The sequence below is a fragment of the Sphingomonas natans genome, from assembly GCF_030546695.1.
GTDB lineage: Bacteria > Pseudomonadota > Alphaproteobacteria > Sphingomonadales > Sphingomonadaceae > Sphingomonas_I > Sphingomonas_I natans.
Genome location: NZ_JAUOTP010000001.1, coordinates 259911 through 277557 on the forward strand (window position 1 = coordinate 259911; position 17647 = coordinate 277557).

Below are 17647 nucleotides of genomic sequence, written 5' to 3' on the forward strand. Positions count from 1 at the left end.
AGAAGGACGGTGCTTCGACAGGCCCAGCACGAACGGTCTGGAACGAGTCCGCCCTCACAAACCGAAGGGCCAGACCTCCTGCACCGTGCGTCCTAAGATCTGCGCGCGCTCGTCGGGCGAGAGGAAGTCGAGATGGTCGCGATAGAGCGCGACGATGTCCGCATAATCGCGAAACGGCGCCGAGACTGGCCAGTCAGTCCCCCACATCAGCCGCTTCGGCCCGAACGCGTCGATCAGGCGCTTCAGCTGCCTGGTCATATCGTCATAGGGATAAGGCCCGCGCGAAAGCGACCAGAGGTGCGAGATCTTGACGAACACCCGCGGGTAGCGCGCGAGCGCGACGAGTCTGGCGAGATCGTCCCCGCGGTCGGGAGCGATGTCGGCCATATGATCGATGACGACGGTCAGATCGGGATTGGCCTCGATCAGCGGCACGATCTGCGGCAGGCGCGGCGCCTCGGTCAGCAATGTCATCGGCACCTTGAGCTCAGCGCAGCGGCGCCAGAGCGGCGACATCAGCGGCCCGCCGATCCAGTCGCCGTCCGGCTTTGCGGAGGGACTGAGGCGCACTCCGTGGAAGCCCCGCTCGATGAGGCTAGCCAGCGTATCAGGCGAAGCCGGATCCTCGGGATCGACGCGGCACACGCCGAGGAAGCGCTTCGGATAGCGCGTCAGGACATCGGCCAGATAGCGATTGTCCCATTTGTAATGGATGACCTGAATCAGCACGGTCCGCGCGACGCGGTTGGTGGCCATCAGCGCGAGCAAGGTTTCCGCGGTCGCATCTGCGTCGGGCACCTTGCGGCCTGCCGCGAAGGGAAAGCGCGGATCGTGCTTCCAGACGTGGACATGCGAGTCGATCAGCAAGGGCGGGGCGGTCTTGGCGCGCAGCGCCGACGCCGGCCAGCCCGCCACGAGGGGCGCGGCGAGCCCTTTCAGAACCGTCGGCGGTCCGCTCCATAGGAAAAGGGCGCCCCGTCGCCGGCACGCCCTTCCTCGTCCATTCGCCTACGGCCCGTGTCAGCGCGGCGCGGTGCCGGCCTTCGGCGGGGGCGCGACGGTGATCAGCACGTCCTCGCCCGAGCGGCCGGGGAAGCCCGTGAACATCGCGTCGATCAGGTTCGGCACGACCGTCGGCAGGCTGTCCGTGATCGAGCGCGCGCGCGCGCGGCCTTCGAACAGGGTCTTGCCGTCGGCGGCGCGGTTGATCTTCATGTCGAGGTGGCTGACATAATACGTGTAGCTGTTGACCTCGGGATAACCGAACGGCTGATACCAGAACGGATCGGCCCAGCCGTAGGAATAGCGGCCGAAGCCCCGTCCGTATCCGCCGCGCCCGAAGCCGCCGCCGAACCCGCCATAGCCGCCGAAACCACCGAAGCCGCCATAGCCCCAGCCGCCGCCATATCCGCCGAAGCCGGGCGTGGTCACGACCTTCTCATGGCCATTGTCGACGCCGTAATCAAGATTGACGATCAAGGTCGCCTTGGCGCCCGCATCGGCGGGACGATAGCCCTGCTGCGCGAGGCGCGCGGCGACCTGGCCGGCATAGTGGCTGAACTCGAGCCCGCCCTGCATCTGCGGATCGGCCGCCTGGATCGCGAAGGTCTGGCCCTCCGGCGCGGGCATCATCTGAAAGCGCGAAACATCGGCACGGAACGGCGTCGCGCACCCGCTCAAGGCGAGCAGTGCGACGGGGGCGGCGAGAGCGAGAAGCGAACGGCGGATCGTCATGGAGCTTTCCCAAAATTTCCTGCGCTATCTAACAGGATAGCGGCTGAACCTGGATTGAACGTTCTGTGAACATTGCGGTTGCTCGATTCGTCGCCTGACGCGCCGGCCGCGAAACGATAAGCGCGTCGTGCCGATCTGGAAATGGCCGCCCGCCTCGGCTTATCGTGCGACGCGAGGAACGGAACGTGAGGTGCTGATGGTCTGGTATCGGAACGCTCTTCTGGCCCTATGTTCGATCGCTGCCGCTCCCGCCGGAGCGGAGGTGCCGACCGTCGCACCGCCTTGGGCGATCGCCTCGCGCACGCCGATCGAGCGGCGCGAACTGGCTTTCACCAACGGCGGCAGCCTGTTGCGCGGCACGCTCTATGCGCCGCGCGGCGGACGGGAACTTCCCGTCGTCATTGCCTTCCATGGCGCGCAGGCCGCGTCGCGCGATCACCCGCTCTACGATCACCTGAAGACGATGCTGCCGCCACTTGGCGTCGCCGTCTTCGTGTTCGATCGCCGCGGCACGGGCGCGTCGGGCGGCGACGATGCGCGCAAGAGCGATTTCGATCTGCTCGCCGCCGACGGCGTCGCCGCGTTCAGGATGCTCGCCGCCGACAACCAGATCGATCCGCGTCGCATCGGCTTCTGGGGGCTGAGCCAGGGCGGATGGCTGACGCTGCTCGCGGCCGAAAAGGAACCGCGCGCCGCCTTCGCGGTGGCGGTCTCGGCGCCGATGGCGGGGGCGGGGGTGCAGATGAACTTCGCCGTCGCGAACGTCATGCGGATCAAGGGCTATAAGCAGGCCGACATCGATGCGGCGATCGCCGCGCGCGAGACGATCGATCGCTACGCGCGCGGCGAGGGCGATCGCGCGAGCGCCGAGCGCGCCGATGCCGAGGCGCGCAAGCAACCGTGGTGGCGCGACAGCTACCTCTCCGGCAATCTCGACGATCCGACGTGGCGCGGGCAGATGGCGGCAGATCCGCTCCGCGCGCTGGACGGATCGCGCGTGCCGACGCTGATGATCTTCGGCCAGGCGGATCCGTGGGTGCCGGTCGCGCCGTCGCTGGCCGCGCTCGATGCCTCGGCCGCGCGACACCCCAACGTCACGCTGCGCGTGATCGACGGCGCGGATCATTCGATGATGCTCGGCGTGGATCCCAAGGCGCAAATCGATCCGGCCGGCTTCGGCAAGCTCGCGCCGGATGCGCCCGCTTATCTGGGGCTGCTGGCGAGCTGGCTGACCGAGCGAGGCGTGATGAGGCCGTAACATTCCTCCCCGGTACGGGGAGGGGGACCATGCAGCGCATGGTGGAGGGGGCGTGCGGCGAAGCGATACGCTCGTGGTGATCCCCCTCCGTCACGCCTGCGGCGTGCCACCTCCCCGTGCCGGGGAGGAATTACAGTCCCATCGCCTCATACGTGGCGGCGAGCGTCGGCGCGGCGAGCGCGCGCGCTTTCTCGGCGCCCTTCGCGAGCAGGCGATCCAGCTCGGCCGGATTGCCCTGGAGCGCGGTCAGCCGCGTCGCGATCGGCGCCAGCACCGAGACAGCGAGATCGGCGAGCGCCGGCTTGAATGCGCCGAACCCTTGCCCGCCATATTGGCCGAGCACGGCGGCGACATTCGTGCCCGCGAGAGCGGCATAGATGTCGACGAGATTCTTCGCTTCCGGCCGCCCTTCGAGTCCCGCCGCCTCGGACGGCAATGGCTCGGGATCGGTGCGCGCCTTGCGCAGCTTGGCGGCGATCGCATCGGCATCGTCGGTCAGGTTGATCCGGCTCTGATCGGACGGGTCGGACTTGGACATCTTCGCCGATCCGTCGCGCAGGCTCATGATCCGCGCCGCATCGGGCGGGATGATCGGCTCGGGCAAGGTGAACAGGTCGACGCCGTAATCGCTGTTGAACTTGGTCGCGATGTCGCGCGCCAGCTCCAGATGCTGTTTCTGGTCCTGACCGACGGGGACGTGCGTCGCCTGATACAGCAGCACGTCGGCCGCCTGCAGCACCGGATAGGTATAGAGCGCGACGCTCGCGCCCTCGCGATTCTTGCCCGATTTGTCCTTGAACTGCGTCATCCGGTTGAGCCAGCCGACGCGGGCGGTGCCGTTGAGCAGCCATTGGAGCTGGGCATGTTCGGTGACGGCGCGCTGGCGGAACAGGATCGAGCGATCCGGATCGATGCCGCAGGCGATGAGCGCGGCGGCCATCTCGCGAATGCCCTGCGCGAACGCCTTGGGCTCCTGATATTCGCTGATCGCGTGGAGATCGGCCAAAAAGAACAGGCATTCACCGCCGTCCGCGGCCAGCCGATCCTGCATGACCACCCAGTTGCGGATGGCCCCCAGATAGTTGCCGAGATGGAGGTTGCCGGTGGGCTGGATGCCGGAGACGGTGCGCATAAGGCGGCCGTGTCGGCCAGCGATCCGCGGCGGTCAAGCATCTCCGATAGGGGACGCGTCTTAACCTTACGGAAGGGATGAGCGCTTAGGGTTCGGCTTCGAGCATTTCCACCCTTGGTCGCAGGCGAACAATGACCAGTCTCAAAAGCGCATTGTCGAACGACTACGAGCATATCGAGGTGGAAACGCACGAGCGCCGCCGCGCGATGCGCCACACCACGGTTTTCCAGGTGGCCAAGCTCTGCACGGATCGATCGGAGGAGCTCTGCATCCTGCGCGACATCTCGGACACGGGGCTGCGCGCCGAGGTTTACTGCAAGATGGAGCCCGGCGAACATGTCGTGCTCGAGATGCGCACCGGCCACCGCGTCGCCGGCACGATCATCTGGAGCCGCGAGCCCTCGATCGGCGTCCGTTTCGACAAGGAGATCTCGGTTCCCGAGGTGCTCGCCCATTGCTCGTTCGACGACCGGCTCGGCCGGATCCGCCCGCCGCGGATCGACGTCGCGATGAGCGCCCTGCTCCTGTCGGGGCGACAGCTCATCGATATCGCCATCCGCAACATCTCGCAGGCGGGCCTCAAGGTCGCGTCGGCCGAGACGCTGCTGGCGGGTTCGGAAGTAACTGTGCGCCTGCAGGGCATCGGCCAGCGCGGCGCGAAGGTGCGCTGGTATCGCGACGGCGAGGCGGGGCTCCAGCTTCTCGCGCCGCTGACCTATGCCGAATTCGCGGCCTGGCGCGTCGAGTGCCTGACCGAGACCGCGGCGGCTTGATCGCTATCGGGCCATTGCGAACCTGAAATCCCATTCCGTTTGCCCTGAGCTTGTCGAAGGGCGGTACTTGTCTCGAAGCCTTCGAGAGAAGGACGGTGCTTCGACAAGCTCAGCACGAGCGGTTTTTCGAGCTTTGCAACGATCCCTTTAGCGGCGTCGCCGGGCGAATTGCGCCTTGAACTCGGCCGGCCGGAACGCGCCTAGCGCGATCGCCACGCCGAAATAGACGATCGCCGCGACGGTCATCAGCGCGCCGAGCCAGATCGCGCGTTCCAGCAGCGCGCCCGTCATGTGCGGCGTCGTCCAGGGCGCCGCGGCGAGCAGCACGCCCGCCATTGCCAGCGTCGCGATCGTGAGCCGGACCAGCACGCGCCGGAGCCGCGCATCCATCCGGAAATGGCCGCGGCGATGGAGCGTCGCATAAAGCAGCCCGGCATTGACCCACGCCGAGATCGCCGTGGAAAGCGCGAGCCCGACATGCTGGAGCGGCCAGATCAGGATCAGATTGCCGATCAGATTGGCGAGCATCGCGACGAGCGCGATCCGGACCGGTGTCTTCGTGTCCGCGCGCGCATAGAAGCCCGGCACCAGCACCTTGATCAGGATGTAAGCGGGCAGGCCGAGCGAGAAGGCGGCGAGCGCGCGCGCGCTGGCGATCGTGTCGGTCGCGGTGAAGGCGCCGTGCTGGAGCAGCGCCTGGATGATCGGCAAGGCCGCGACCATCAAGGCCGCGGTCGCCGGCAATGTCAGGATCAGCGACAATTCGATCGCGCGATTCTGCGTGGTGTTGGCCGCGGCCGTGTCGCCGCCGCCGATCTGGCGCGAGAGGCCGGGCAGCATCGCCGTGCCGACGCCGATGCCGATCAGGCCGAGCGGCAGCTGGTTCAGCCGGTCCGCATAATAAAGATAGGAGACCGCGCCCTGCGGCAGGAAGCGCGCGGCGAGGCTCGTCGAGATGAGGAGGTTGAACTGGACCGCGCCCGCACCGAGCGCGGCGGGCCAGATGATGCGTAGCAGCTGGCGGACCTTCGGGTTGAGCCGAGGTTTGCGGATGCGCAGCGACGTGCCCGCGCGCTTGCAGGCCCAGGCGAGCCAGAGCAGCTGCGCGACGCCGGAGACGGTGACCGAGATCGCCTGGGTGTAGGCCGTTTCGACGGGATTGCTCCCGCGGAAGAAGACCAGGCCGATGATCATGCAGATGTTGAGCAGGATCGGCGCCGCCGCATTCACCCAGAAGCGATCGACCGAATTGAGGATCCCGCCGAGCAGCGACACAAGGCTGATCAGCGCCAGATAGGGGAAGGTGATGCGCGTCAGCGCGACGGCGAGAGCGAACTTGTCGGGTCCGCCGTCGGGGAAGCCGCCCGTCATCGCCCAGACGATCGGCGCGGTCGCGGCCATCATCAGGATCGTGAAGACGAGCAGGAATGGGAACAGGATCGCCAGCACCTGCTCGGCGAAATCGAGCGCGGCCGGTAGCCCGCCATCCTCGCGCCCGACCTCGCGGTTGAACATCGGCACGAAGGCGGAGGCGAAGGCGCCTTCGGCGAAGAGCGCGCGGAACAGATTGGGCAGGCGCCAGGCGATCAGGAACGCATCGTTGGCGAAGCCAGCGCCGACGAACTGCGCCATCAGCATGTCGCGGACGAAACCGAGCACGCGGCTGACGAGCGTCAGCCCGCCGATCGTCGCGGTGTTGCGGACGAGGCTCATGCGCGGCGGCCAGATTTATTCGACATCGGGCCTTCTACGCCGTTCGCACTGAACTTGTCGAAGTGCCGTCCTTCTTTCCGTCGCTGCGAGCAGAAGGAAATACGGTGCTTCGACAGGCTCAGCACGAACGGGAGAATTTCTGTATTGCCGGTGATCAGGCCTGACCCGCCGGCTCCGCATTGGCGAGCGCGGCCTCGGCGGTCTGCTGCTGATAGAGCGCGCCGAAATCGATCGGATCGAGCAGCAGGGGCGGGAAATTGCCATCGCGGATCGTCTCAGCGACGACGCGCCGCGCGAATGGGAACAGCAGGCGCGGTGCCTCCGCATAGAGGAACGGGTGCAGCATCTCGTCCGGCACGTTCTGCGCGGCGAACAGCCCGGCATAGACGAGTTCGAGCGCGAAGGCGGTGTTGCCGGATGCGATCGCGCGCACCTCGATCTTCATCGCCACTTCGTGGACGCCTTCGGCCGGCGCGGTCGTGCCGATGTTGAACTGCACGTCGATCTGCGGCTGCTCCTGCCACTGATACACGGCGGGCGCGTTCGGATTCTCGAAGGACAGATCCTTCACATATTGCGTGATAAGGCCGAGCTGCGGGCCCGCGTCCAGGCCATTGGCCTGCGGATCGAGGGTGCTGCCATTGTCCGCAAAATCTTCGGCCATTGCCACTTGCTTTCCTGTCCTGGGATGTCGGATGGCACCGTCCCCGGACGATGCGGGCCGCGCGCTAGCAGCCTGCATGGAACAGGGCAATCCGGAACCCGATCATGGCCGCCATCGTATAGGTGGCAAGAAATTTGAATCTGAAGCGGCGTGCGCCTATGTTGGCGGTCTCGCGTCGCCATGTCGATGCTGGCAGGAGGCTGGGTGACCACGGTAATCGTCCTTGCAATGGTGTTCGTTTTCGTCGCGCTGCGCTTGTGGAGCGTGCTCGGCCGGCGGACGGGCCATGAACAGACACTGGCGAAACCGCTGGAGCGGGTCCCTGCGGCGCGCGCCGGCGTTCCGGTGACGTTGCCGGGCAAGGACGCGCCCGTCGTGGCCGGCCCCGAGCAGGCCAATACGCCGGCGGTGACCGCCGGGCTGCGCACGATCGCGGCGGCGGACTCCAAGTTCGATGCGGCGCATTTCGTCGAGGGTGCCAAGGGCGCCTATCGGATGATCCTGGAAGCCTTCTGGCGCGGTGACGAGGACGAGCTGCGCCAGCTCGTCGACGGCGAAGTCGCCGATGCGTTCGCCTCGGCAATCGCCGAGCGCAAGGCGGCCGGCCACACGCTCGAGAACCGGCTCGTTACCGTCGAGAATGCGCAGATCGAAGATGCGACCGTCGATGGCGCGACCGCGCACATCAAGATGCGCTTCGATGCCGATATCGCCGCGGTGACGCGCGATGCCGACGGCAATGTCATCGCCGGCTCGCTCGACGATGCCGTGCCGACGCACGATGTCTGGACGTTCAGCCGGGCGTTGCGCTCGCCCGATCCGAACTGGACGCTGACCGAGACCGACGAAGCGATCTGAGCCGGCGGACGGCTGCGTGCCCCGCCTGGTCTTTCGCAAGGTCGCGGTCTTCGCGGCGCTGCTGCTCTTGGCTGCTTGCGCGAGCACGCCCAAGCCCAGCCGCCCCGCGCCGCCGCACAGGCCGACTGCACCTGCCGCCAAGCCCGAGCCGCCGAAGCCGCTGACCGCGGTGGATGTGGGCGTCGTGGCCGGCCCGGCGATCGAGACGCTCGGCCTCACCCCCGACACTGCGCGCAAGGCGATGGCGGCGTTTCGCCTGTCGTGCCCGGTGCTGGTCCGCCGCACCGATGCGAGCGGCCTGACCTTGCCGCAGGACTGGCGCGACGCGTGCGACGACGCGGCGGGGCGGCTCGATATCGATGGGCCGGCCTTCTTCGCGCAGCGCTTCGACGCGGTCGTCGTCGGCGACGGCAAGGCATTCGCGACCGGCTATTACGAGCCCGAGATCGAGGGCTCGCGCACGCATATTCCAGGCTACGACACGCCGGTCTATCGCCGCCCGCCCGATCTCGTCGAGGTCGATCCAGGCGCGCTCGGCGGCACGCCGACCGGCAAGAAGCAGCGCGGCCGCGTCGTCGACGGGCGCTTCCAGCTTTATTACGACCGCGCGCAGATCGAAGGCGGGGCGCTGGCCAACCAAGGCCTCGAAATCGCCTGGGCGCGCGATCCGATCGAATTCTTCTTCCTCCAGATCCAGGGATCGGGCCGGCTGCTCCAGCCCGACGGCACGGTCATGCGGATCGGCTATGACGGGCAGAATGGCCGCGACTATGTCGGCATCGGCAAGGTCATGCGCGACAAGGGGCTGATCGGGCAAGGCACCGATTATGCGACCTCGATGCAGGGCATGATGGGCTGGCTGCGCGGACATCCCGACCAGATCGATTCGGTGCTCAATGAGAATAAGAGCTTCGTCTTCTTTCGCGAACTGACCGGCGCGGGGCCGATCGGCGCGCTCGGCGTCGCGGTCACGGGCAAGGGCAGCGTCGCCGCCGACCCGAAGTTCATTCCCTTGGGCGCACCCGTATTGCTGTCGCTCGACCGCGCCGAGGCGAGCGGCCTGTGGGTCGCGCAGGATACGGGCGGCGCGATCAAGGGCGCCAACCGCGTCGATACCTTCTGGGGCGCGGGGCAGGCCGCGCGGACGACGGCAGGCGGCATGTCGGGCCGGGGGCAGGCGTGGCTGCTGCTCCCCAAGGGGGCGCTGGCAAGAATTGCCGCGCGGCGGGGCAGTGCGCGACCGTCGCCTCAGCGCTGAGGAGCGCACGCTCTGGTCGCGCGTCGCGGCGACAGTGCGCCCGCTCGGCAAGACGATGCGCGTCGCGGCGGAGCCGGATCCGCCGGTGGATGATGCCAAGGGTCCGTCGAAGGTTGCCGCGAAGCCCGCAGCGCCGTCCGTCCGCGCGGTCGGACCGGTGGCGAAGGTATTACCCGGCGAGACGCTCGACGGAGGCTGGGACAAGAGGCTCGGGCGCGGAATGGTCGCCCCCGATCGCTCGATCGATCTCCACGGCCACAATCTCGCCGGCGCGCATGCCGCGCTCGATCAGGCGCTCGGCCGCGCGCTCCAGGACGGCGCCCGACTGCTGCTGATCGTGACGGGGCGGCCGCCGCGCAAGGGCGACGTCGAGCCGCGGCGCGGGCTGATCCGCGCGAGCTTCGGCGACTGGCTGGCGCTTTCGCCTTATGCGGGGCGGATCGCGGCGGTCCGCAACGCGCATCCGCGGCACGGCGGGGCGGGCGCGCTCTATGTGGTGCTGCGGCGGAAACGGTAGAGTGCGTTCCTATTCCCTTCGGTTGGAGCAACTTCGAGCTTGTCGAGAAGCGCCCGTCGAGAACGTCGTGCTGACTTCTCGACTGCGATCTCGACAGACTCGATCTCCGCTCGAAGCGAACGGGGGAGTGAATTCAAGCCAACGCGCGCCTGATAATCGCCGCGTAAATATCGGTCAGCGCTAGCAGATCCGGGATCGCGACCGCCTCGTCCAATTTGTGCATCGTCGCGTTGACGAGCCCGAACTCCACCGTCGGCGCGATGCGCGACAGGAAGCGCGCGTCGGAGGTGCCGCCGCTGGTCGAGAGTTCGGGCGCGAGCCCCGTGCAATCACCGATCGCGTCCGACACGAGCCCCGACAGTGTCCCCGGCGCGGTCAGGAACGCCTCGCCCGAGATGCGCGCGGTGACGATCGCCTCGGGCGCGCGCGCCAGCACGATCTCGCGCACCTGCTCCACCAGGTCCGCGCCCGTGTGGAGATCGTTGAAACGGATGTTGAGCCGCGCGCGCGCACTGCCGGGGATGACATTGGCGGCGGGATTGCCGGTGGCGATGTCGGTGACTTCGAGGTTCGAGGGCTGGAACCAGTCGGTCCCCGAATCGAGGTGCAGCGCCGACAGGTCGCCGATGACCGCGGCCAGCGCAGGGATCGGATTGCTGGCGAGGTGCGGGTAGGCGGCGTGGCCCTGCACGCCCGGCACCTCGATCCAGATATTGACCGATCCGCGCCGCCCGATCTTGATCGTATCGCCCAGCCGCGCCGAGGAGGTCGGCTCGCCGACGAGGATCATGTCGGGGCGAATGCCGCGCTCGGCCATCCACGCGATCAGCGCCTTCGTGCCGAACGTGGCGGGGCCTTCCTCGTCGCCGGTGATGATGAGGCTGACGGTGCCGTTATCGGGCTGGCCGCGCGAGGCGGCGGCGACGAAGGCGGCGACCGCGCCCTTCATGTCGACCGCGCCGCGCCCATAAAGCAGATTGCCGCGGACCGTCGGCACGAACGGATCGCTCTCCCAGCCGGTGCCGGGAGGCACGACATCGGTGTGGCCGGCGAAGGCGAAGTGGCGGCCGCCTTTGCCGCGCGTCGCGAACAGATTTTCGATCGGGCCGTCGGGCGCCTCGCCCGTGCTGAAGCGGTGCACGTCGAAGCCGATCGACGTCAGCGCCTCGGCCAGCACCGCCTGCGCGCCGCCGTCGGCCGGCGTGACGCTGTTGCACGCAAGCAGCCGCTTCGTGAGATCCACGGGATCGAGGATCGTCATTGCGGCGCCGGCTGCTCGAACTTCTCGATGACCCATGGCTCGTTCTGCGCACCCGCGAGCCAGTCGGCGACGAACGGGTGAGTCAGCACCGCGGCGCCATAGACCGCGGCAAATCGCGGGATCGGTAGCGAGTAGGTGATGAAGCGCGTGACGACGGGCGCGAACATGATGTCGGCGGCCGAGAAGCGCCCGAACAGGAACGGCCCGCCACTCCCCCAGCGCGAGCGCGCCTCGGCCCAGAGCGAGACGATCCGCTCGATATCGGCGGCTGCCGCCGGGCTGACGGGGGCGGCCGCGAAGGAGCGGCGCACGTTCATCCCATATTCGCGGCGCAGCGCGACGAAGCTCGAATGCATCTCGGCGGCCATCGATCGGGCGCAGGCGCGCGCGGCCTCGTCGGCGGGCCAGAAGAGGTCGCGGCCGACCTTGTCGGCGAGATAGTCGATGATCGCGAGACTGTCCCAGACGACCGCCTCGCCGTCCCACAGGATCGGCACCTTGCCCGACGAGGGCGCGAATTCGGCGCCCTCGCGGCGCTTGTCCCAGGCGTCGTCATAGAGCGGGACGACGATCTCCTCGAAGAGCAGTCCCGATTGCTTGAGCGCGAGCCAGCCGCGCATGGACCAGCTGGAATAGGCCTTGTTGCCGATGATGAGCTTGAGCATGGCGACCGCCTTAGCGGTCCCTAACGGGGTTCGTCGAGGCAGGTCGGCTCAGGTGCGGCGATGCCCGTCGCTCGCGAAGAGCGAGGCGGCGGGCAGGAGCAGCAGGATCGTGACGATCGCGGCGACGATCGGCTCGCCGATCGAGGCGAAGGCCAGCGCGAAGACGAGCGCGATCGCGACGGCGGCCATACCGACGCCGATCCACAGCGTGCCCCGCGGCGTTTTGAGGGGAGCTGCCGGAGTGTGCGAGCGCGAGGCGGCCGCGTCCTTCGCGACGGGCCCTTGTGCCTCGTCGGCGGACGGCACTCGCATGTTGAAATCGACGAACGCCATCCGAACCTCCGATCCGGCCCCGCGATCCCCACCACGACGCGCCGAATCCGCATGATCGGTTTACGGGCGAAACGATTACGAAGTTGCGACGAAGGTGCAGCGGCGGGCGATTAAGTTCGGGAGGGTGCGACGGGGACTGCGTTCGGTGCGATCATTCGGTTCGCTTTCACTGGCCGTTTGCTTCGAGCGGAGATCGAGTTCGTCGAGATCGTAGTCGAGAAGGCAGTGCCCGGTGGACGCTTCTCGACTTCGCTCGAAGCTGCGAGGTTCTCGACAAGCTCGAACCAAACGGGGTGGGGCGGCGTGAGCGGCCGTCAGGCCTTCATCGCATCCAGCACGGCGGCGCGCAGCTCCGGGATGCCGCCGCCTTTCTCGCTCGACGTGGCGAGGATCTCGGGATGCGCCGCGGCATGCTTGCGCGCCTCGGCGACGACCGCGGCGGAGACCGCCTCGAGCGCGCTTGCCTTGATCTTGTCCGACTTGGTCAGGACAAGCCGATAGGAGACGGCCGCCTTGTCGAGCATTTCCATCATCTCGAGATCGGGCGGCTTCACGCCGTGGCGGCTGTCGATCAGCACGAGCGCGCGCTTGAGCGTCGGGCGTCCGCGCAGGAAATCGTTGACGAGGAATTTCCAGCGGCGGACGACATCCTTGGGCGCCTCGGCAAAGCCGTAGCCGGGCATGTCGACGAGGCGCAGGATCGGCGGCTCGCCGACATCGAAGAAATTGAGCTCCTGCGTCCGGCCCGGCGTGTTCGACGTGCGCGCCAGACCGTTGCGGTTGGTCAGCGCGTTGAGCAGCGACGATTTGCCGACATTCGATCGGCCCGCAAAGGCGACCTCGGGCAGATCGGGATCGGGCAGGAACTGCAGCCCCGGCGCGGACTTGAGAAAATTGATCGGGCCGGCGAACAGCTTGCGCGCTGCCTCGATCCGCTCGCCATTGTCCTCTTCGGAGCCGTCGGGCCCGGGTCCGTTCACTTGCCCGTCGCCTGCGCCGACATGCTCTCGCGCAGGCCCGGCGTGCGCCGGTAGAGATATTGCTGCTGCGCCAGGCTCAGCAGATTATTCGCGACATAATAAAGCTGCAGCCCGGCCGCGAGCGGGGCGAAGAACAGCATCATCATCCATGGCATGATCTGCATCACCTGCTGCTGCGCCGGATCGCCGGCGGGCGGGTTCATCTTGAACTGCAGCCACATGGTGACACCGAGCAGGATCGCGAGCACGCCAAGATGGAGGAAGCCCGGCGGATCGAAGGGCAGCACGCCGAACAGGTTGATCGGCGTCAGCGGATCGGGCGACGAGAGATCGCGGATCCAAAGCGCGAACGGCTGGTGACGCATCTCGATCGACAGCATCAGCACTTTGTAGAGCGCGATGAAGATCGGCATCTGGATGAAAATCGGCAGGCAGCCCGCGACCGGATTGACCTTCTCCGCCTGATACAGCTTCAGCATTTCCTGCTGGAGCCGCGGCTTGTCGTCCTTGTGGCGTTCCTGCAGCGCCTTCATCTTGGGCTGCACCTTGCGCATCGAGGCCATCGACGCGAACTGCTTCTGCGCGACGGGGAAAAGCAGCGCGCGCACGCAGCAGGTGAGCAAGATGATCGCGACACCGAAATTGCCCACATGGGTGAACAGCCAGTCGAGCAAATAGAAGATCGGCTTCTCGAACCAGACGAACCAGCCCCAATCGACCGCGCGATCGAATTTGGCGACGCCCTGCGCCTGATAGGCGTCGAGCACCGACACTTCCTTGGCGCCCGCGAAGAAGCGCTGCTCGACCGAAGCGCTGCTGCGCGGCGCGATCTTCTGGAGCGGGGCGGCGACATCGGCCTGATAGCGGCCGCCGTCGCCGGCACGGAAGCCCGCGCCGACCGGAATATTCTGCGGCGGGACCAGAGCGGTCTGCCAATATTTGTCGCCGAAGCCGATCCAGCCGCCCGTCGTCTCGAAACGCTGGCCCGGAGCGCCCGCCTTATCGAGATCCTTGAAGCTCACCGAATAATCGGTCGCGCCGTTGAACGTGCCGATCGGGCCGGTGTGCATCGTCCAGCTCGAGGGATCCTTCGAGATGCCGACGCGGCTGACGAGCCCATAAGGACGGACGCCGATCGCCTGCGGCGCGAGATTCTCGACCGTCTGGGTGACGGTGAACATGTAGTTGGCGTCGATCGCGACACGCATCGCGAAGCGCTGGCCCTGGCCATTGTCCCAGCGGAGCGTGACCGGCGTGGTCGGCGTCAGGCGCGTGCCGTCCGCGGTCCAGACCGTATCGTCGCCGGGGAGCGCGATATTGTCGCCGCTCCAGCCGAAGCCCGCGAAATAGGCATCGGGCGTGCCGCGCGGCGAGAGCAAGCGGACGGGGGGCGAATTCTTGGCAACCGTCTCACGATGATCGAGCAGCACGAGATCGTCGATCCGGGCGCCCTTCAGGTTGATCGATCCGGCGACGCGCGGCGTGGCGATGGCGACGCGCGGCGTCTCGCGCATCACCAGCGCGCGATCGCGCACCGTCGTGGCGCTGTCGGGCATCGCCTCGGGCTTGGGCAAGGGCACGATCTTGCCGTCGACGATCTTGGTCGCCGGCGGATTCGACGGCGGCAGGAACCGTTCCGAAAGGAAGGTCCAGCCGATGAGCACGATCGCCGAGAGCACGATCGCCAGGATCAGGTTGCGCTGATTTTGCACGGTGTTTCAAGAACCTCGGGTCAGGGGACCGGATCGTGGCCGCATCCGCCCCACGGTTGGCAGCGCAGGATGCGTTTCACCGCCAGCCAGGTGCCGGCGAGCGCCCCATAGCGCGTCCAGGCCTCGATCGCATAGGCCGAGCATGAAGGCGAGTAGCGGCAGGTGGGCGGCAGCAGCCGGGACGGGCCGATCTGCCAGAATCGGGCGACCCAGATGAGGGGCGCCACGATCATTTCGCGAGATCGCGCCGGATACGGCCGAGCGCCTTGGTGAGGTCCTGGACGAGCCCCGCATGATCGCGCGTGAGCGCGGCGGAGCGACCGATCAGGATATGATCGGCCCCGGCGACGCCTTCGATCGGGTAGAGCGTGCGCGCCAGAGCGCGGAAACGCCGCTTGATCCGGTTGCGGACGACGGCGTTGCCGATCTTCTTGGTCACCGTGAAGCCCATGCCGAGCGTCGCATCCCCATCGCCACGCGGACGGACGAGGAGGACGAAGGCGGGCATCGCGGCGCGCTTTCCGCTATTGGCGGCGAGAAATTCGGAGCGTATCCGAAGTCCCCGCAGCGAATGCGTCTCGCTCAGGCGGAGAGCTTGTTGCGGCCGCGCGAACGGCGGGCGGCGAGCACCTTGCGGCCGCCGGGCGTTGCGCTCCGGCTGCGGAAACCGTGGCGACGCTTGCGCACCAGGTTGCTCGGCTGAAAGGTCCGCTTCATCTCAATCAATCCCTCTGGCGTCGTGTCCCGCAGGACCCGCAATGCAAAAGGCCGCCCAAAAACGGCGGCCGTCAGGGCGGTGCCACTATGGGCAAGGCGGCGGAAAGTCAATCCGGGCGATGATCAATCGGCACCGGCGATCCGCGCCTTGGCGATCGCGCGGCGGCGGAGCGCGCTGCGCCGTCGCATCGCATGATCGCACACCGATCCCGTCTTCGGCCAACGGCGCTTGAGCTGCGCGTAACGCCGCCGCGCCCAGGCGGAATTGCGCAGCAGCAGGACAAGACCCGCGGCGAAGACGAAGATCCCGCCTGGCCCCGGCAGCACGCCGACGAAGGGCGACAGCACGACCAGGAACCAGCCCAGGCCGAGCAGGCAGAGCCGCATATGGCCAGTCTGCGCTTTCATCATGGAAGGATATGGGGTGTCCGCCATGACAAGGGCAAGTCGCGGGGCCGCAGGAAGGTTCCGGTTCGTCGCGCGGCAATGATTTGCAACGGCGGAAAACCCGCTATCGTCGGCGCGGGGCAGGGGGAGTTCCGAACTTGGTCGCGCATGTCTCGACGGTGGCGTTCCTGGGGCTGGAGGCGCGCGGCGTCGAAGTGCAGGTGCAGGTGGCGCCGGGCGTGCCGTCGTTCGTGGTCGTCGGTCTGCCCGACAAGGCTGTCGCCGAGAGCCGCGAGCGGGTGCGCGCCGCGCTCCAGGCGATCGGCCTCGCCCTCCCGCCCAAGCGGATCACGGTCAACCTCTCGCCCGCGGACCTGCCCAAGGAGGGCTCGCATTACGATCTGCCGATCGCGCTCGGGCTGCTCGGCGCGATGGGCGTCGTCGATGCCGAGACGCTGGCCGGCTATCTCGTCGTCGGCGAGCTCGGGCTCGACGGGCGGATCGCCGCCTCGCCCGGCGTGCTGCTGGCCGCGATCCACGCGGCCGAACGGTCGCTCGGCCTGATCTGCCCCGCCGCGCAAGGCCCGGAAGCGGCGTGGGCGGGATCGGTCGAGGTGATCACCGCCCCCGATCTGATGGCCTTGCTCGATCATTTCCGCGGCGCCAGCGCGCTGGTCCCGTCGCAGCCGGGGCGGGCCGAACTCCAGGCGCACGGCCCCGATCTCGCGCAGGTCAAAGGGCAGGAGACCGCCAAGCGCGCGCTGGAGATCGCCGCCGCCGGCGGACACAATCTGCTGTTCGTCGGCCCGCCCGGCGCGGGCAAGTCGCTGATGGCCGCCTGCCTTCCCGGCATCCTCCCGCCGCTCACCCCGGCCGAGGCGCTGGAAGTGTCGATGGTGTCGAGCGTCGCGGGCACGCTGGAGGGCGGCAAGCTCTCGCGCAGCCGCCCGTTCCGCAGCCCGCATCATTCCGCCTCGATGGCCGCGCTCGTCGGCGGCGGGCTCAAGGTCAAGCCGGGCGAGGTCAGCCTCGCGCATCTCGGCGTGCTGTTCCTCGACGAACTGCCCGAATTCCAGCGGCCCGTGCTCGATTCGCTCCGCCAGCCGCTGGAGACGGGGCGCGTCTCGGTCGCGCGCGCCAACAGCCACGTCACCTTCCCGGCGCGCGTCCAGCTGATTGCGGCAATGAATCCGTGCCGCTGCGGGCATCTCGGCGATCCCGGCCAAGCCTGCTCGCGCGCGCCGCGCTGCGCCGCCGATTATCAGGCGAAGGTCTCGGGACCGCTGCTCGACCGGATCGACATGCATGTCGAGGTGGCGAGCGTCAGCGCCGCCGATCTCGTCCTCCCGCCGCCCGCCGAGGGATCGACGCAGGTCCGCGCGCGCGTCGCCGCGGCCCGCGCGCTCCAGACCGCGCGCTTCGCCGGCGAGCCCGTACGGACCAATGCCGAGGCCGACGGCGAACTGCTCGATCGGTTCGCCACGCCCGACGATCCCGGCCGCAAACTGCTGGCGCAGGCAGCCGAAGCGATGCGGCTGTCGGCGCGGGGCTATCACCGCGTGCTGCGCGTCGCGCGGACGATTGCGGACCTTGGCGGCAGCGAAGGCGTTGGTCGCATCCATGTCGCCGAAGCGCTCAGCTATCGGCGGCAACCGCCGCGCGCCTGAGGTGATTCCACGTGAACG

The 17647-nt window shown here is 67.9% G+C and carries 20 protein-coding genes; 6 read left to right on the forward strand and 14 right to left on the reverse strand.

The genetic code is table 11. The features are described from left to right. Positions 1-54 precede the first annotated feature (54 nt). A complete protein-coding gene (locus Q4F19_RS01260; RefSeq protein ID WP_303539326.1) occupies positions 55-915 on the reverse strand; it encodes an amidohydrolase family protein in 861 nt (286 codons plus the stop codon). Positions 916-1020: 105 nt separating this feature from the next. After that, positions 1021-1734 (reverse strand): DUF4136 domain-containing protein, encoded by a 714-nt coding sequence (locus Q4F19_RS01265; protein ID WP_303539327.1) that lies wholly within the window; start codon positions 1732-1734, stop codon positions 1021-1023. Positions 1735-1996: 262 nt separating this feature from the next. Here Q4F19_RS01265 and Q4F19_RS01270 point away from each other — a divergent pair, with 262 nt between their 5' ends. Then, on the forward strand, positions 1997-2992 hold the full coding sequence (locus Q4F19_RS01270; protein ID WP_303539328.1) for an alpha/beta hydrolase family protein: 996 nt from the start codon (positions 1997-1999) through the stop codon (positions 2990-2992). Positions 2993-3122: 130 nt separating this feature from the next. Here Q4F19_RS01270 and trpS read toward each other — a convergent pair whose 3' ends face one another. After that, positions 3123-4124: a tryptophan--tRNA ligase gene (gene trpS / locus Q4F19_RS01275; protein WP_303539329.1), complete on the reverse strand. Its 1002-nt coding sequence runs from the start codon at positions 4122-4124 to the stop codon at positions 3123-3125. A gap of 131 nt (positions 4125-4255) precedes the next feature. On the opposite strand from trpS, the gene Q4F19_RS01280 reads away from it, so the two are divergent. Next, a complete protein-coding gene (locus Q4F19_RS01280) occupies positions 4256-4897 on the forward strand; it encodes a PilZ domain-containing protein (protein ID WP_303539330.1) in 642 nt (213 codons plus the stop codon). 147 nt (positions 4898-5044) lie between these two features. On the opposite strand, the gene murJ is transcribed toward Q4F19_RS01280, so the two are convergent. Both murJ and secB read right to left on the reverse strand, forming a co-directional pair. Then, on the reverse strand, positions 5045-6610 hold the full coding sequence (murJ, locus tag Q4F19_RS01285) for a murein biosynthesis integral membrane protein MurJ (protein WP_303539331.1): 1566 nt from the start codon (positions 6608-6610) through the stop codon (positions 5045-5047). Positions 6611-6764: 154 nt separating this feature from the next. Then, the gene (gene secB / locus Q4F19_RS01290; protein WP_303539332.1) at positions 6765-7274 is read right to left on the reverse strand and encodes a protein-export chaperone SecB; all 510 of its coding nucleotides are present in this window, start codon (positions 7272-7274) and stop codon (positions 6765-6767) included. Positions 7275-7478: 204 nt separating this feature from the next. On the opposite strand from secB, the gene Q4F19_RS01295 reads away from it, so the two are divergent. The 3 genes from Q4F19_RS01295 to Q4F19_RS01305 are packed head-to-tail and all read left to right on the forward strand — an operon-like array spanning position 7479 to position 9907. After that, positions 7479-8132: a Tim44/TimA family putative adaptor protein gene (locus Q4F19_RS01295; protein WP_303539333.1), complete on the forward strand. Its 654-nt coding sequence runs from the start codon at positions 7479-7481 to the stop codon at positions 8130-8132. 25 nt (positions 8133-8157) lie between these two features. Beyond that, on the forward strand, positions 8158-9390 hold the full coding sequence (mltA, locus tag Q4F19_RS01300; RefSeq protein WP_431312357.1) for a murein transglycosylase A: 1233 nt from the start codon (positions 8158-8160) through the stop codon (positions 9388-9390). After that, complete coding sequence (locus tag Q4F19_RS01305; RefSeq protein ID WP_303539335.1) at positions 9365-9907, forward strand: Smr/MutS family protein; 543 nt, start codon at positions 9365-9367, stop codon at positions 9905-9907. The genes mltA and Q4F19_RS01305 overlap by 26 nt, the downstream gene beginning before the upstream one ends. A gap of 133 nt (positions 9908-10040) precedes the next feature. Here Q4F19_RS01305 and dapE read toward each other — a convergent pair whose 3' ends face one another. From dapE to Q4F19_RS01350, 9 genes are all read right to left on the reverse strand, one after another. Then, positions 10041-11168, reverse strand: coding sequence for a succinyl-diaminopimelate desuccinylase (gene dapE / locus Q4F19_RS01310; protein WP_303539336.1), 1128 nt, complete (start codon positions 11166-11168; stop codon positions 10041-10043). Beyond that, complete coding sequence (locus tag Q4F19_RS01315) at positions 11165-11833, reverse strand: glutathione S-transferase family protein (protein WP_303539337.1); 669 nt, start codon at positions 11831-11833, stop codon at positions 11165-11167. The genes dapE and Q4F19_RS01315 overlap by 4 nt, the downstream gene beginning before the upstream one ends. Before the next feature lie 48 nt (positions 11834-11881). Beyond that, on the reverse strand, positions 11882-12166 hold the full coding sequence (locus tag Q4F19_RS01320) for a hypothetical protein (RefSeq protein ID WP_303539338.1): 285 nt from the start codon (positions 12164-12166) through the stop codon (positions 11882-11884). A 314-nt stretch (positions 12167-12480) separates the two neighbouring features. Next, complete coding sequence (gene yihA / locus Q4F19_RS01325; RefSeq protein ID WP_303539339.1) at positions 12481-13146, reverse strand: ribosome biogenesis GTP-binding protein YihA/YsxC; 666 nt, start codon at positions 13144-13146, stop codon at positions 12481-12483. After that, complete coding sequence (gene yidC, locus Q4F19_RS01330; RefSeq protein ID WP_303539340.1) at positions 13143-14858, reverse strand: membrane protein insertase YidC; 1716 nt, start codon at positions 14856-14858, stop codon at positions 13143-13145. The genes yihA and yidC overlap by 4 nt, the downstream gene beginning before the upstream one ends. A gap of 20 nt (positions 14859-14878) precedes the next feature. Then, positions 14879-15091, reverse strand: coding sequence for a membrane protein insertion efficiency factor YidD (gene yidD, locus Q4F19_RS01335; RefSeq protein ID WP_303539341.1), 213 nt, complete (start codon positions 15089-15091; stop codon positions 14879-14881). Further along, positions 15088-15444 (reverse strand): ribonuclease P protein component, encoded by a 357-nt coding sequence (gene rnpA, locus Q4F19_RS01340; RefSeq protein ID WP_341850153.1) that lies wholly within the window; start codon positions 15442-15444, stop codon positions 15088-15090. The genes yidD and rnpA overlap by 4 nt, the downstream gene beginning before the upstream one ends. Beyond that, positions 15441-15575 carry a 50S ribosomal protein L34 gene (gene rpmH, locus Q4F19_RS01345; protein ID WP_303539342.1) on the reverse strand — a complete coding sequence of 45 codons (135 nt, stop codon included), beginning with the start codon at positions 15573-15575 and terminating at the stop codon, positions 15441-15443. The genes rnpA and rpmH overlap by 4 nt, the downstream gene beginning before the upstream one ends. A 123-nt stretch (positions 15576-15698) precedes the next feature. Further along, entirely contained in the window at positions 15699-15983 is a 285-nt protein-coding gene (locus Q4F19_RS01350) for a PGPGW domain-containing protein (protein WP_303539343.1), read from the reverse strand. A gap of 137 nt (positions 15984-16120) precedes the next feature. On the opposite strand from Q4F19_RS01350, the gene Q4F19_RS01355 reads away from it, so the two are divergent. Continuing rightward, positions 16121-17629 (forward strand): YifB family Mg chelatase-like AAA ATPase, encoded by a 1509-nt coding sequence (locus Q4F19_RS01355; protein ID WP_303539344.1) that lies wholly within the window; start codon positions 16121-16123, stop codon positions 17627-17629. Positions 17630-17647: the final 18 nt, after the last annotated feature.

What these genes read in the sequence shown, in the direction of transcription:
- Q4F19_RS01265 (WP_303539327.1), bottom strand. Translation starts at nt 1,734, where the DNA reads ATGACGATCCGCCGTTCGCTTCTCGCTCTCGCCGCCCCCGTCGCACTG.
- trpS (WP_303539329.1), bottom strand. Translation starts at nt 4,124, where the DNA reads ATGCGCACCGTCTCCGGCATCCAGCCCACCGGCAACCTCCATCTCGGC.
- Q4F19_RS01280 (WP_303539330.1), top strand. Translation starts at nt 4,256, where the DNA reads ATGACCAGTCTCAAAAGCGCATTGTCGAACGACTACGAGCATATCGAG.
- murJ (WP_303539331.1), bottom strand. Translation starts at nt 6,610, where the DNA reads ATGAGCCTCGTCCGCAACACCGCGACGATCGGCGGGCTGACGCTCGTC.
- secB (WP_303539332.1), bottom strand. Translation starts at nt 7,274, where the DNA reads ATGGCCGAAGATTTTGCGGACAATGGCAGCACCCTCGATCCGCAGGCC.
- dapE (WP_303539336.1), bottom strand. Translation starts at nt 11,168, where the DNA reads ATGACGATCCTCGATCCCGTGGATCTCACGAAGCGGCTGCTTGCGTGC.
- Q4F19_RS01315 (WP_303539337.1), bottom strand. Translation starts at nt 11,833, where the DNA reads ATGCTCAAGCTCATCATCGGCAACAAGGCCTATTCCAGCTGGTCCATG.
- Q4F19_RS01320 (WP_303539338.1), bottom strand. Translation starts at nt 12,166, where the DNA reads ATGGCGTTCGTCGATTTCAACATGCGAGTGCCGTCCGCCGACGAGGCA.
- yidD (WP_303539341.1), bottom strand. Translation starts at nt 15,091, where the DNA reads ATGATCGTGGCGCCCCTCATCTGGGTCGCCCGATTCTGGCAGATCGGC.
- rpmH (WP_303539342.1), bottom strand. Translation starts at nt 15,575, where the DNA reads ATGAAGCGGACCTTTCAGCCGAGCAACCTGGTGCGCAAGCGTCGCCAC.
- Q4F19_RS01350 (WP_303539343.1), bottom strand. Translation starts at nt 15,983, where the DNA reads ATGAAAGCGCAGACTGGCCATATGCGGCTCTGCCTGCTCGGCCTGGGC.